A 14,268-nucleotide genomic window follows, 5' to 3' on the forward strand; every position below is an offset into this window, starting at 1 on the left:
CCTCGATCAACACCTCGCTGAAGTAAGCGACGGTTACGAGCCGACTTCATCAAGGGCCCCGGTACTGCCGGGGCCTTTTTTTGTTTCGACCGAACGAGCGTTCGCATGCGTAAGCCTGTCGCCGCCCCGATCGCGGCCCGCCTCGCCAATCCGCCGGCCGACGGCCGGGCCGATGCTCCGACGCAACTGGTCTGCCTCGCGCTGGCGCTCGCGCTGGTCGCTCTCGCGGCCCGGATTGCCAGCATCTGGTGATCCGACCATTCGTTTCCCGATTGTTCATTTCTGACGGATAGGCTCGGGCAACGCTCCGCCCCTCGCATCAGCCGCACGGCCCTTGCATCCATGATCCTCGACATCGCGCGTCTTCTGCTGTTTCCTTCCCTGATGGCGTTCGCGGCGGCGAGCGACCTCTTCACCATGACGATTTCGAACCGGGTATCGCTGGCGCTGGCGGCGGGCTTTCTGGTGGTCGCGCTGCCCGGCGGCATGGGGCCTGCCGACATCCTTTCGCATGCCGGGGCCGGCGCTGCCGTGCTTGCGGTCGCCTTTGGCTGCTTTGCGATGGGTTGGGTCGGCGGCGGCGACGCCAAGGTCGCGGCCGCGGCCGCGCTGTGGTTCGGTTTCGGCCATCTGCTCGACTATCTGGTCTATGCATCGCTGTTCGGCGGCGCGCTGACATTGCTGCTGCTGCAGCTTCGGCAATGGCCGCTGCCCTACCCGCTTGCCGGCCAGGCCTGGCTGCTCAGGCTTCACGCCAAGGAAAGCGGCATCCCCTACGGCATCGCGCTCGCGCTCGGCGCATTGATGGTCTATCCGGAAACCGAATGGATCAAGGCGGTGGACCTCGCCCGGTTCGCGATCCACTGAACAGCGATGCGGTAACTGCCTGTTAAGGCGATTTAGATACGCCTCATTAACCATGCTTTGACGAATAACTGGTCAACTCCCATCACGGCGGCGGAAGCGTCGCGGCGTCATGTGGAAAGTGAAGCGTATGAATACCGCACGCATTGTGGTTCTGGCGATCGCCGCGGGCGCCGGCCTGACTGCGCTCTATCTCGCGAGCGGAATCGACAACAAGCCTCCCGCCGCCGAGCCGGTTGCGCGGTTGCAGACGGTGGACATCCTCGTGGCGAAATCCGACATCGGCCTCGGCCAGACCGTCAAGCCTGAGGATCTGCAATGGCAGACCTGGCCGGCAGCGACCGCGAGCAACAGTTTCATCCGCCGCGCCGACAAGGCGGAGGCGATGAAGGAGGTGGCCGGCCAGATCGCGCGCGCCCCCTTTATCGCAGGCGAACCGATCCGCGAGCAGAAGCTGGTGAAGGCCGACGGGTCAGGCTTCATGGCCGCGATTCTGCCCGCTGGAATGCGCGCGATCTCGACCGAAATCTCGCCCGAGACCGGCGCCGGCGGCTTCATCCTGCCGAACGACCGGGTCGACGTCATTCTTTCCAGGCGCGAGAAGAATCCCGACCAGCGCGGCGGCGGCGCTGACGTCGTCAATTCGGAAATCATCCTGACCAATATCCGCGTTCTCGCGATCGACCAGGCGCCGAAGGAAAAGGAAGGCAGCAGCGCGCTGGTCGGCAAGACCGTCACGCTCGAACTGAAGCCCGAACAGGCCGAGACGCTGGCCCGTTCGCGCCAGAGCGGCACGCTGTCGCTGGCGCTGCGCAGCATCGCCGACGTCAACATGGTCGAGGTCAGCTCCGACGATCAACCCCGCAGGCGCGGCAACAGCGTCAACGTCGTGCGTTACGGCGTCGCCAGCCCGACGACGATACAGAAGTGACCGAAAGGACGCGCGATATGAAGTGCAGGGGAAATCAACCATTGATGCGGACGCTCATCGTTCGCGCCCTGTCGTTTTCGGCCGTCACCGCGCTGACCCTCAATCCGGCGCTGACGCCGGTGGTGGCAGGTGATTATCGCGTCGCGGCGCCGGTAGCCGCCGACGGGCAGATCAACGCGCGCTTTCTTTCGCTCGGCATCGGCAAATCCGTCGTGATCGACCTGCCGCGTGACATCAAGGATGTGCTGGTCGCCGATCCCAAGATCGCCAACGCCGTCGTTCGCTCCGCCCAGCGCGCCTATATCATCGGCGCAGCGGTCGGCCAGACCAACATCGTGTTCTTCGATTCCGCCGGCCAGCAGATGGCCGCCTACGACATCGCCGTCAAGCGCGACCTCAACGGCGTGCGCACCGCGCTGAAGCAGTCGCTGCCGAACGCCGACATCCAGATCGAAGGCGTCGGCGACGGCGTGGTGCTGTCCGGCGCCGCATCGAGCCCGATCGAGGCGCAGCAGGCCGGTGAAATGGCCGCGCGCCTGGTGGGCGGTCCGGACAAGGTCGTCAACTCGATCGTGGTTCGCGGCCGCGATCAGGTGATGCTCAAGGTCACGGTCGCCGAAGTCGCGCGCAGCATCATCAAGCAGCTCGGAATCGACCTCACGGCGAGCATGACCTACGGCACGGCGGTGGTGAATTTCAGCAACGCCAACCCGTTCACCGCCTATGGCCGCGCCCTCACCGGCAACACCGCATCTGGAACGTTCGGCGGCGGCGGCAACATCCCGTCGGTGACAGCCACCCTGCGCGCGATGGAAAGCGCCGGCGTGGTGCGCACCCTGGCCGAGCCCAATCTGACCGCGATTTCCGGCGAGTCCGCGACCTTCATCGCCGGCGGCGAGTTTCCGGTTCCCGCGGGCTATTCCTGCGACCCGACCACGCATGTCTGTACCACCCAGATCAGCTTCAAGAAGTTCGGCATTTCCCTCAACTTCACGCCGGTGGTGCTGAGCGAAGGCCGGATCAGCCTGCGGGTGATGACCGAAGTGTCGGAGCTGTCGAACGACAACTCGATCACGCTGTCGCAGTCGGTCACCGCTTCCACGGTCAACTCCGTGACCATTCCATCGATCAAGACCCGCCGCGCCGAAACCACCCTGGAAATCCCCTCCGGTGGCGCCATGGCGATGGCCGGCCTGATCCAGGAGCAGACCAAGCAAGCCATCAACGGTTTCCCGGGTCTTTCGCAATTGCCGGTGCTCGGCTCGCTGTTCCGCAGCCGCGACTTCGTCAGCAGCCAGACCGAACTGATGGTTCTGGTGACGCCCTATGTGGTCCGCGCGGTCGCGCAGAAGGACCTGTCGCGTCCGGATGACGGCTTTGCCAGCGCTTCGGATCCACAGTCCGATCTGTTGGGCAGCATCAATCGCATCTACGGCGTTCCGGGCCGCGTCGAGCCGGCGCGGAATTATCGCGGCACTTACGGCTTCATTACCGACTGAGGCGGGACGATGACCCAACCGATGACATCCACAATACCCACCGATCGCAAGCGCGCCCTCCGCCTGGCGGGAGCGCTGCTCGGTGCCGCCGTGGCGCTCGGAGCCTGCAAGCACGCCGAGGAGGATCTGGCGACGGCGAGCGTCCCCAACGACTACCGTCAGCGGCATCCGATCGCGATCCAGGAAGCCAACCGCTCGATCGTCGTTATCGTCGGTCAGGGTCGCGGCGGTCTCTCCGCTTCGCAGCGCGCCGACGTGATGGGGCTGGCGCAAGCCTGGCTGCGTGAAGGCACCGGCGCCATCAGCATCGATCTGCCCGTCAAGACGCCGAATGCGCGGGCGGCAGCCGATTCCCTGCGCGAGATCCAGGCGACGTTCGCCGCCGCCGGCGTGCCGCCGCGCGCGGTCAATATCCGCAAATATCATCCGGAAGACCCGCGGCACCTGGCGGCGATCCGGCTGAACTATCCGAAAATCTCGGCAGTCGCCGGCCCCTGCGGCCTCTGGCCCGAGGACCTCGGACCGTCCGTGAACAACAAGAGCTACTTCGAGAACAAGCCGTATTACAATTTCGGTTGCGCCAACCAGCGCAACCTGGCGGCGATGATCGACAATCCGTCCGATCTGGTGCAGCCGCGTGACGAGACGCCCGCCTATACGACGCGGCGCAACATCGCTTTCGAGAAGTATCGCAAGGGCACTTCGACCACGACCATCTATCCCGAGGCCGAAAAGGCCAAACTCAGCGATACAGGCAAATGATCAGCTACGCGCGCCAGAATCCCGAACAGCAGCCGGACCTCACGTTGCCGCCCGCGGAAGATCACATTGCGCCGGCGCCGCGGGTGTCGGTACAGGCATTTTGCGATACGGTGGAAACCGCGGCCGCGGTGCAATCGGCGGGCGAAGACCGCCGTCTCGGCAAGGCGCATCTCAAGATCCAGATGGGCGGCATGGCGGCCGCGACCGAGGCCTATCGGTCGGCGCCGACGCCGAATGTGATCATCCTGGAGACCGAAGGCCGCAACGACATCCTCACCGGCCTCGACCAGCTCGCCAGCGTCTGCGACGCCGGAACCCGCGTGATCGTGATCGGCCGCATCAACGATGTCGCGCTCTATCGCGAACTGGTGCGCCGCGGCGTCAGCGACTACGTCATCGCGCCGGTCACGGCCATCGACGTGGTTCGTTCGGTCTGCAACCTGTTCTCGGCGCCGGAAGCCAAGGCGGTCGGCCGCGTCATTGCCGTGGTCGGCGCCAAGGGCGGCGTCGGCGCGTCCACCATCGCCCACAACGTCGCCTTTGCGATCGCGCGCGATCTTGCCCTCGATTCCGTGGTCGCCGATCTCGACCTCGCGTTCGGCACGGCCGGCCTCGATTACAACCAGGATCCTCCGCAAGGCATTGCCGATGCGGTATTCTCGCCCGATCGGGTCGATACCGCGTTCATCGACCGCCTGCTGTCGAAGTGCACCGACCACCTGAGCCTGCTGGCGGCGCCGGCGACGCTCGACAAGGTCTACGACTTCGGCGCCGATGCCTTCGACTCGATCTTCGACACGCTGCGCACCTCGATGCCCTGCATCGTGCTCGACGTCCCCCATCAATGGTCGGGATGGACCAAGCGCGCCCTGATCGCCGCCGACGATATCCTGATCGTCGCGATGCCCGATCTCGCCAATTTGCGCAACACCAAGAACCTGGTCGACCTGCTGAAGGCGTCGCGGCCGAACGACCGCGCGCCGCTCTATTGTCTCAATCAGGTCGGCGTGCCGAAACGGCCGGAAATCAACGCCGGCGAGTTCGCCAAGGCCATCGAAAGCCAGCCGATCGCGGCGATTCCGTTCGATCCGCAGATGTTCGGTTCGGCCGCCAATAACGGGCAGATGATCGCGGAAATCTCCGCCGGTCATCGCACCACCGAGTTGTTTCTGCAGATCGCGCAGCGGTTGACAGGCCGCGCTGAGACCAAAAAGCCGCGGGGTTCGTTCCTGTCGCCCCTGCTCGAGAAGCTGCGGGCCAAATAGCCGCCCGTATGGAGTACCGTCGTGTTTGGTAAGCGTAGCGGAACTGACAACGATACGCGGGCGCCAAAGCCCGTTGTGCAAGCGCCGGAGCCTTCCTCCAGCGCGCCGGCGGTCGCGCGCGAAGTCGCACCGCCGACCGTCGCTTCGCCGCCGATCGCGCCTGCCAAGCCGCCGCCGGCGCCCTCGATCGAGGCGCGGCGGTCCGACAACTACTACCAGGTCAAGGCGACGATCTTCGGCGCCCTGATCGAGGCGATCGACCTCGCCCAGCTCGCCAAGCTCGACGGCGAATCGGCGCGCGAGGAAATTCGCGATATCGTCAACGAGATCATCGCGATCAAGAACATCGTGATGTCGATCGCCGAGCAGGAAGAACTGCTCGACGACATTTGCAACGACGTGCTCGGATACGGTCCGCTGGAACCGTTGCTGTCGCGCGACGATATCGCCGATATCATGGTCAACGGGGCCGGCACGGTATTCATCGAGGTCGCCGGCAAGATTCAGCGCACCGGCATCCGGTTCCGCGACAATCAGCAGCTCCTGAACATCTGCCAGCGCATCGTCAGCCAGGTCGGCCGCCGCGTCGACGAATCCTCGCCGATCTGCGACGCCCGGCTTGCCGACGGCTCACGCGTCAACGCCATCGTGCCGCCGCTCGCGATCGACGGCCCCGCGCTCACCATCCGCAAATTCAAGAAGGACAAGCTGACGCTCGACCAGCTGGTCAGGTTCGGCGCGATCTCTCCGGAAGGCGCGACCATCCTGCAGATCATCGGCCGCGTCCGCTGCAACGTGCTGATTTCCGGCGGCACCGGCTCCGGCAAGACCACGCTCTTGAACTGCCTGACCCAGTTCATCGAACATGACGAACGCGTCATCACCTGCGAAGACGCCGCCGAGCTCCAGTTGCAGCAACCGCATGTGGTGCGGCTGGAAACCCGTCCGCCCAACATCGAGGGCGAGGGCCAGGTCACCATGCGCGAGCTGGTCCGCAACTGCCTGCGCATGCGGCCCGAGCGCATCATCGTCGGCGAAGTCCGCGGACCCGAGGCCTTCGACCTGCTGCAGGCCATGAACACCGGCCATGACGGCTCGATGGGAACGCTGCACGCCAACAATCCCCGTGAAGCCCTGTCGCGCTGCGAATCGATGATCACGATGGGCGGATTTTCGCTGCCCTCCCGCACCATTCGCGAGATGATCTGCGCCTCGATCGACGTCATCATCCAGGCCGCGCGCCTGCGCGACGGCTCGCGGCGCATCACGCACATCACCGAGGTGATGGGCATGGAAGGCGATACCATCATCACCCAGGACGTCTTCCTGTATGACATGATCGGCGAGGACGCCAACGGCAAGATCATCGGCCGGCATCGCTCGACCGGCATCGGACGTCCGCGCTTCTGGGAGCGCGCGCGGTATTACAACGAGGAGAAGCGGCTCGCCGCAGCACTCGATGCCGCCGAAGTCGCGGCGAACGTCTGAGGGGGCCGACCATGAACATGCAAACACTCGCACTGGCATTCCTCGCCATGGCCGCCGTCGGCGGTCTGGCATGGGTCTTTCTGTATCCCTTGCTGTCGGGCGAGAGGAAAGCCGAGTCGCGCCGCGCCTCGATCGCGCGCCCCGAACCCGCGGCACGCCAGACCGACAAGAACCAGCGCTCACGCCGCGAGCAGGTCGAGGGATCGCTGAGGGAACTCGAGGCGCGCCGCCGGAAGGAAAAGAAAATCGCGCTGAGCACGCGCCTCACCCAGGCCGGCCTTACCTGGACGACCCGGCAATTCTGGATCACGTCCGGCATGCTCGGGGCCGCGGCCTTTGCGATCGCGCTGTCGCTCGGCGGGGGGCTGCTCGGCGCGTTGGGGCTGGGTTTCGCCGCCGGCTTCGGCCTGCCGCGCTGGGGCCTGAGCTATCTCAAGAAACGCCGGGAGGCGGCATTCCTGAGAGCGCTGCCGGACGCCGTCGACGTGATCGTCCGCGGCATCAAGGCCGGCCTGCCGCTGTTTGAATCGATCAAGGTCGTCGCCGCCGACGCGCCCGAGCCGCTCAAGGGCGAATTCCTGGCCATCATCGAGACCCAGGCCGTCGGCATGCCGCTCGGCGAGGCCTGCTCGCGCCTGTTCGAACGGATGCCGGTGCCGGAGGCCAATTTCTTCGGCATCGTGATCGCGATCCAGCAAAAATCCGGCGGCAATCTGTCGGAAGCCCTCGGTAACCTCTCCAAGGTGCTGCGCGACCGCAAGAAGATGGCGGAGAAGATCCAGGCGATGTCGATGGAAGCCAAGGCGTCCGCGGGCATCATCGGTTCGCTGCCGCCCATCGTCATGCTGCTGGTCTACCTGTCGACCCCCGAATACATCTCGCTGCTGTGGACCCACCCGACCGGTCAATTGATGCTGGTCGGCTGCGTGATCTGGATGTCCATCGGCATCTTCGTGATGAAGAGAATGATCAATTTCGACTTCTGACGGTGCCGCATGATCGACTTTCTCGTTGCCAAACTCCACGACGTCCGGTTCATGACCATGCTGCTGGCCGCGGTTGCCGCCAGCGCGACCGCCTACACCCTGATCATGCCGTTGCTTGCCGGCGAGGGCCTGGCAAAGCGCCTGAAGGCCGTTGCCAGCGAGCGCGAGCGGCTGCGGCAACGCGAGCGTGAGCGCCTCAACAACTCGGAAAAGGTATCGCTGCGCCAGACCCCGAAGCAGGTGGTCTCCAAGGTGGTGGAGGACTTCAACCTCACCAAATGGCTGGCCCAGGAAGCCGCGCACGAAAAGCTGGTGATGGCCGGCTATCGCGGCCACGCGCCCTATGTCACCTTCCTGTTCGCCCGTGCGGTGACGCCGATCGTGATGTTCCTCGGCGCCATCCTGTATGTGTTCGTGATCTCGCATATGGAAAAATCGGTGCCGATCAAGATCGGCATCTGCGTCGCCGTGGCCTATCTCGGCCTGCAGGCGCCGATGCTGTTCCTGAAGAACGCGATCAGCAAGCGCCAGCTCCAGATCAAGCGCGCGTTCCCCGACGCGCTCGACCTCCTGCTGATCTGCATCGAGTCCGGCATGTCGGTCGAGGTCGCCTTCCGCAAGGTCGCCGGCGAAATCGCCACGCAATCGGTGGCGCTGTCGGAGGAATTCGCGCTGACCACGGCCGAGCTGTCCTATCTGCAGGACCGCAAGATGGCCTACGAGAACCTGGCGAAGCGCACCGGCCTCGAGGGCGTGAAATCGGTCTGCCTCGCCCTGATGCAATCGGAACGATACGGAACCCCGCTCGGCCAGAGCCTGCGCGTGATGGCGCAGGAAAACCGCGACATGCGGATGAACGAGGCCGAGAAGAAGGCGGCGGCGCTGCCGCCGAAACTCACCGTGCCGATGATCCTGTTCTTCCTGCCGGTGCTGTTCGTCGTCATTCTCGGACCGACCGGCATCAAGGTCGCGGCGATGCAGTGAGCGCCGCGGCGGTTCAGAGTTCTCTCGACGGTGGTAGTGCGCTCCCTCTCCCGCTTGCGCGGGAGGGTTGGGGCGGGGGTGCTTTCCCACGATGCGCTCGCCCGAATGGATAGACCGTTTCCCCGCCCGCCGCAGGCGGGAGAGGTAAAGACGCTGCGCCGAGATTATCTGGATAAGGTGATCGAAACGATCAGTCGTCCTGGCCGCGCGCCACCACCGGCGCCGCCCTTGCCACTGTCCGCGGGTCCTTGCGGTTCAGCATTTGCCGGAGATAGGCCACGTTGGCGGCCGCTTCATCCGCCGGCAGATCAGCCTTGACGATGGTTTCGGCCTCGGCGAAGCGGCCCTGCAGGCCCACCACCAGCGCCAGATTCTGCCGTACCCGCGCGTCGGCCCGGCTGCTCGCATGGGCCTGCCGCAAGGTCTGTTCCGCTCGCGGCAATTCCCGGGTCAGCATGTAGGAAAGGCCGAGATTGGACAGCACGGAAGGTTCGTCCGGGACGATCTTCAGCGCGCTGGCGTAATAGCGGCGCGCCTCCTCATGCTTGCCGAGCTTGTCGAGCGTCGTCCCCTGCACCGACAGGATTCGCCAGTCCGGACGGTCGGGCGAATGGGCGCGGCTCAGAACGTCGAACGCAGCCTGCGAATTGCCATTGTCGGCGAGCGCGCGGCCGTAGCCGGCAAGCAGCGCCTTGTTGCCGGGATGGGCGATGGTCGCCTGTTCCAGCACGGCGACGGCCTGGCCGTGCTGGCCGGTCGCACGGAGCGCCTGGCCATAGGCCAGCGCGGCGTCGGTATCCTTTGGGTTGGCGCGGTATCGCTCGCCGTAGACCTCGACCGCTCGGCGCGGATCGGCAGGCGCGGGCTCGACCTTCTGCGTCAGCGACCCCGTGACGTCGGATATGGTCTGGCAGCCGCCGAGGCCCGCGGCGAGCAAGGCCGTCACGGCCGCGGAAGCCAGATACCGGGCAAGGCTGGACTGTCGACGCATGGCATTTCAGCTCAGGATATCGGGCGAATGGAACGCCCGGAACGTGCCAGCAATAGACTGTTAACCCTAACGTCCGGTTAATGGCCGCGCGAAGGCAGCACCATGGCGCCGCCCCGAAACAGCGCGGCTGAAACCACAGGAAGCTGTCCGGGGCCTGCCCTCTAATAATCGATGGCGAGACGTCGCCTGATCTCATCGACCCGCTTGTCGAGCGCATCGAACCTCGCGTGAAGGCTCCGGTCGTGGAGATAAAACATGTACCCGATCAGGACGAGGCCGAAGATCCAGTGATGGCTCTCCATATAGGCGAATACCCATTCGATCGCGTGACCGACCGCCGTAATAATGCCCAGCACAATATCCATTGCATTGCCCCGGCTGGAGAAGATGACAGTTTCCAATCTCGCAAAGACGGGCCGGTGCCCGTCCCGCATTTCAGCTATTTGTGATGCTCGCGCACGTAAGCGTGCAGTGACCCGGAGCCGGTTTCGGCGAGCAGCATTCTCGGCATGTCCTCGCGGCGGCCTTGCGCAAAATGCGCGCCATAGGTCTTGCGCAACGAACCGACCGGCGTATTGCCGTGTTTGCTGTCGATGCGGCCGGTCTTGTCGCGATGCCGGCCGTCGAGACCCTTCCCGGCCATCTGACCCTCCCTGGAGGTTGCCAACACGAAGCCTACCATGAACGCCGAAAGGCGTGTAGTAGGCGGCAGCCGCCTCTGCCCATGACCCCGAGACCGCCATGCCATCCGTGTTCGAGACCACGCCAGCCGCTGCAGCCATCCCTATTACTTTCGCCACCGACGCAACGTGGCAGGCGATCAGCAAGCACCTTCCCGCCGAGGCGCTGAAATTCGCGGAGGCCAACGGCTTCAAGGCGAGCCCCGGCAAATGCCTGACGCTGCCAGCGTCCGATGGCCGGATTGCGCAGGTGCTGTTCGGCCTCGAGGACGAAACCAGCCCGTCGCGCGATCCGTTCCGGCCCGGCGCGCTGCCGGGCCTGCTGCCGCCGGGCGTCTACCGTTTTGCGAATTCGCCGCACGACATCCGATTGGCGGCGCTCGCCTTTGCGCTGGGGAGCTACCGCTTCGGCCGCTATCGCAAGACGGACGCGCCCGAGGTCAGGCTGGTGCCGCCCGAGGGCATCGACGCCGCCGATATCCTGCGGATGGCGGACGCCGCGGCGCTGGCGCGCGACCTCATCAACACGCCCTCGAACGACATGGGGCCGGAGGAGCTGGCAGAGGCCGCGCAAACGCTCGCGGCGCGGTTCGGCGCCAGCTTCAATTGCATCACCGGCGACGAACTGACGCGACAGAACTTTCCGCTGATTCATGCGGTCGGCATGGCCTCGACCCGCGCGCCGCGCCTGATCGATTTCTCATGGGGCGATCCCGGCCATCCCAAGGTCACCCTGGTCGGCAAGGGCGTGTGTTTCGATACCGGCGGGCTCGACCTGAAACCGTCGAGCGGCATGCTGATCATGAAGAAGGACATGGGCGGCGCCGCCAACGTGCTGGCGCTTGCGCAGATGGTGATGGACGCGAAGCTCAAGGTCCGGCTGAGGGTCCTGATCCCGGCAGTCGAGAACGCGGTCGCCGGCAACGCGTTTCGTCCGCTCGACATCTTCAAGTCGCGCAAGGGCTTGACCGTCGAGATCGGCAACACCGACGCCGAGGGCCGGCTGGTGCTGGCCGATGCGCTGGCGCTCGCGGGTGAGGAGAAGCCGGAGCTGCTGATCGATCTGGGAACCCTGACCGGCGCGGCGCGGGTGGCGCTGGGTCCGGATTTACCGCCCTTTTACACCAATGATGAGACGCTGGCCGAGGACGTCGCGCGCTGCGCCAGGCAGGAGAACGATCCGTTGTGGCGCATGCCGCTGTGGCCACCTTACGATTCCTTGCTGGATTCGAAAGTCGCCGACATCAACAACGCGCCGTCGGGCACCTTCGCCGGCTCGATCACCTGCGCCCTGTTCCTGCAACGGTTTGTCGAAGCCGCCACAAGCTGGCTGCATGTCGATATCTATGGCTGGACCCCGACCGCTAAACCCGCGCGCCCCGAAGGCGGCGAATGCCAGGCCGCGCGCGCGATCTACAAATTGCTGGGCGAACGCTATGGATGATCCGCGGCTGACGCCGGCGCGGGCCGATCTCGCCGCGAAATATCTCGAAGGCAAGGTTCGGGCGGCGCGCTTCGTTTCCGGCGAGGCCTTCGAGGTGGCCGGCGCCATCGCGTCGCTGCGCGCGGCGCCGGTGGCGGACGCACTGCTGCTGACGCAGGCGCTGAAGGGCGAGCGGGTCACGATCTATGACCGCAACGGCGAAGGCTGGGCCTGGGGTCAATTGAACAGCGATGGTTATGTCGGCTGGCTTCCCGATACCGCGCTGGCAAAGCCCGTGGCCGGGCCGACCCACAAGGTCACGGCCTTGCGGACATTCGCGTTTCCGGGCCCCTCGATCAAACTGCCGCCGGCCGAAACGCTTTCGATGGAGGCGCGCGTGAGCGTCGTGCGCGAGGATGGCGCGTTCGCCGTGACGCGGGAGGGCTGGTATCTGCCGCGCCGGCATGTCGGCGAACTCGGTTCCATGGCGACGGATTTCGTCGCGGTCGCCGAAAAATTCGTCGGCACGCCCTATCTGTGGGGCGGCAAGAGCAGTTTCGGGATCGACTGCTCGGGCCTGCTGCAGATTGCGCTCAATGCTGCCGGCACCGGCTGCCCGCGCGACAGCGACATGCAGCAGGATGGGCTCGGCAGGACCTTGAGCGCGGCGGAATCGATGCAGCCAAAGCGCGGCGACCTGATGTTCTGGAACGGCCATGTCGCCATCGTGCGCGATGCCCAAACGATCGTCCACGCCAACGCGCATCATATGGCGACCGTGATCGAGAACACCGGCGAGGCGGTCGCGCGCATCAAGGCCGCCGGCAGCGAGGTGGTCGCGATCAAGCGGCTGGACTAAATCCCGACCGCGCCATCGGGCGCGGCTTCCAGCCGGAACGCGGCGGCGAACAGCGCGCGGGTATAGTCGCTCTTCGGATTTTTGAACAGCTCCGAGGCCGGCCCCTCCTCCACCACCTTGCCATGACGCATCACGATCAGATGGCTAGCCAGCGAGGCCACCACGCGCAGATCGTGGGAGATGAACATGTAGGTCAGATCGCGCTTGCGCTGCAGCTCGCGCAACAGGTCGACCATCTGGGCCTGGAACAGCATGTCGAGCGCGCTGGTCGGCTCGTCCAGCACGACGAAATTCGGCTCCAGCACCACCGCCCGCGCGATCGAGATGCGCTGGCGCTGGCCGCCGGAGAATTCGTGGGGATAGCGGAACCGCGTTGCCGGATCCATGCCGACGTCTCGCAGCGCCTTGATTACCCGCGCCTCGCGCGCCTCGCTTGAAAGCGCGCGCTGATGCACGGAGAGGCCCTCGGCGACGATGTCGCCGACCGACATCCGCGGGCTCAGCGCCCCGAACGGATCCTGAAACACGATCTGCATGTCGCGGCGGAACGGCAGCATCGCCTTGAAGCGCAGCCCCTGAATGTTGTTGCCGAGGAAGACGATCGGCCCGTCCGACGAAATCAGCCGCAGCAGCGCCAGTCCGAGCGTGGTCTTGCCGGAGCCGGACTCGCCGACGACGCCAAGCGTCTCGCCCTTGCGCACCGCGAGGCTGACGCCATCGACTGCCTTGATATGCCCGACGGTGGAGCGCAACAGGCCGCGCTTGACCGGAAACCAGACCTTCAGATTGTCCGCCGACATCACCACCGGCTGCTCCGGCCGCGGCGGCGCCGGATCCGGCTTCGGCTCCGCGGCCAGCAAGTCACGCGTATACGGATGTTTCGGCGCGGTAAAAACCTCCTCGACCGGGCCCTGCTCGACGATCTTGCCGCCGTTCATCACGCAGACGACGTCGGCGATGCGGCGCACGATGCCGAGATCGTGGGTGATGAACAGCATGCTCATGCCGAGCCGCGCGCGGATTTCGGCGAGCAGCGCCAGGATCTGGGCCTGCACGGTGACGTCGAGCGCCGTGGTCGGCTCGTCGGCGATGAGCAACTTCGGATTGCAGGCGAGCGCCATCGCGATCATGACCCGCTGGCGCATGCCGCCGGACAGCTCGTGGGGATACTGCGTCAGCCGGCGCTCGGGCTCGGGGATGTTGACGAGGCGCAGCATCTCGATCGTGCGCCGGTCGCCATCGGCGCGTGACACCCCCTCGTGCAGCATCACAGTCTCGTTGATCTGGCGCCCGATGGTGAGCACCGGATTGAGCGATGTCATCGGCTCCTGGAAGACCATCGAAATGTCCTTGCCCCGGATCGCGCGCATCTCGCGCTCGGTCGCCTGCAGCAGGTCGCGGCCTTCGAACAGAATGCGTCCTGCGATCTTTCCAGGCGGCGTTGGGATCAGCCGCAGCACGGACATCGCGGTGACCGACTTGCCGCAGCCAGACTCGCCGACGACCGCGAGCGTCTCGCCGGCATCGACCTTGAAC

Annotated in this window: 15 protein-coding genes; 11 read left to right on the forward strand and 4 right to left on the reverse strand. The window is 65.4% G+C overall.

The window, feature by feature from the left end:
- The first annotated feature begins 105 nt into the window (after positions 1-105).
- The 9 genes from WCE35_RS14305 (at position 106) to WCE35_RS14345 (ending at position 8,779) form a co-directional block, all read left to right on the forward strand.
- Positions 106-252 (forward strand): hypothetical protein, encoded by a 147-nt coding sequence (locus WCE35_RS14305; protein WP_424593993.1) that lies wholly within the window; start codon positions 106-108, stop codon positions 250-252.
- A gap of 90 nt (positions 253-342) precedes the next feature.
- Positions 343-867: an A24 family peptidase gene (locus tag WCE35_RS14310; RefSeq protein WP_424593994.1), complete on the forward strand. Its 525-nt coding sequence runs from the start codon at positions 343-345 to the stop codon at positions 865-867.
- A gap of 127 nt (positions 868-994) precedes the next feature.
- Entirely contained in the window at positions 995-1,795 is an 801-nt protein-coding gene (cpaB, locus tag WCE35_RS14315; RefSeq protein WP_424593995.1) for a Flp pilus assembly protein CpaB, read from the forward strand.
- 17 nt (positions 1,796-1,812) lie between these two features.
- Positions 1,813-3,294 carry a type II and III secretion system protein family protein gene (locus WCE35_RS14320; RefSeq protein WP_424593996.1) on the forward strand — a complete coding sequence of 494 codons (1,482 nt, stop codon included), beginning with the start codon at positions 1,813-1,815 and terminating at the stop codon, positions 3,292-3,294.
- 21 nt (positions 3,295-3,315) lie between these two features.
- Positions 3,316-4,056, forward strand: coding sequence for a CpaD family pilus assembly protein (locus WCE35_RS14325; RefSeq protein WP_424593997.1), 741 nt, complete (start codon positions 3,316-3,318; stop codon positions 4,054-4,056).
- Positions 4,053-5,321 (forward strand): AAA family ATPase, encoded by a 1,269-nt coding sequence (locus WCE35_RS14330; RefSeq protein ID WP_424593998.1) that lies wholly within the window; start codon positions 4,053-4,055, stop codon positions 5,319-5,321. The genes WCE35_RS14325 and WCE35_RS14330 overlap by 4 nt, the downstream gene beginning before the upstream one ends.
- A 21-nt stretch (positions 5,322-5,342) precedes the next feature.
- Entirely contained in the window at positions 5,343-6,809 is a 1,467-nt protein-coding gene (locus WCE35_RS14335) for a CpaF family protein (protein ID WP_424593999.1), read from the forward strand.
- Between the two features lie 11 nt (positions 6,810-6,820).
- Positions 6,821-7,795, forward strand: coding sequence for a type II secretion system F family protein (locus WCE35_RS14340; RefSeq protein ID WP_424594000.1), 975 nt, complete (start codon positions 6,821-6,823; stop codon positions 7,793-7,795).
- Between the two features lie 9 nt (positions 7,796-7,804).
- Positions 7,805-8,779 carry a type II secretion system F family protein gene (locus WCE35_RS14345; RefSeq protein ID WP_424594001.1) on the forward strand — a complete coding sequence of 325 codons (975 nt, stop codon included), beginning with the start codon at positions 7,805-7,807 and terminating at the stop codon, positions 8,777-8,779.
- A 190-nt stretch (positions 8,780-8,969) separates the two neighbouring features.
- On the opposite strand, the gene WCE35_RS14350 is transcribed toward WCE35_RS14345, so the two are convergent.
- The 3 genes from WCE35_RS14350 to WCE35_RS14360 form a co-directional block, all read right to left on the reverse strand.
- On the reverse strand, positions 8,970-9,770 hold the full coding sequence (locus WCE35_RS14350) for a tetratricopeptide repeat protein (RefSeq protein ID WP_424594002.1): 801 nt from the start codon (positions 9,768-9,770) through the stop codon (positions 8,970-8,972).
- 161 nt (positions 9,771-9,931) lie between these two features.
- Complete coding sequence (locus WCE35_RS14355; protein ID WP_424594003.1) at positions 9,932-10,135, reverse strand: hypothetical protein; 204 nt, start codon at positions 10,133-10,135, stop codon at positions 9,932-9,934.
- Between the two features lie 74 nt (positions 10,136-10,209).
- Complete coding sequence (locus WCE35_RS14360; protein WP_424594004.1) at positions 10,210-10,413, reverse strand: hypothetical protein; 204 nt, start codon at positions 10,411-10,413, stop codon at positions 10,210-10,212.
- A 98-nt stretch (positions 10,414-10,511) separates the two neighbouring features.
- Here WCE35_RS14360 and WCE35_RS14365 point away from each other — a divergent pair, with 98 nt between their 5' ends.
- Positions 10,512-11,894, forward strand: a complete 1,383-nt coding sequence (locus WCE35_RS14365; RefSeq protein ID WP_424594005.1) for a leucyl aminopeptidase family protein — start codon at positions 10,512-10,514, stop codon at positions 11,892-11,894.
- Positions 11,887-12,732: an NlpC/P60 family protein gene (locus tag WCE35_RS14370; RefSeq protein WP_424594006.1), complete on the forward strand. Its 846-nt coding sequence runs from the start codon at positions 11,887-11,889 to the stop codon at positions 12,730-12,732. The genes WCE35_RS14365 and WCE35_RS14370 overlap by 8 nt, the downstream gene beginning before the upstream one ends.
- On the opposite strand, the gene WCE35_RS14375 is transcribed toward WCE35_RS14370, so the two are convergent.
- On the reverse strand, positions 12,729-14,268 hold a 1,540-nt coding region (locus WCE35_RS14375), incomplete at its 5' end, for an ABC transporter ATP-binding protein (RefSeq protein WP_424594007.1). The two genes, WCE35_RS14370 and WCE35_RS14375, sit on opposite strands and share 4 nt — an antisense overlap.

Origin of the sequence: Bradyrhizobium sp. (assembly GCF_049691595.1) — a bacterium.
GTDB lineage: Bacteria > Pseudomonadota > Alphaproteobacteria > Rhizobiales > Xanthobacteraceae > Bradyrhizobium.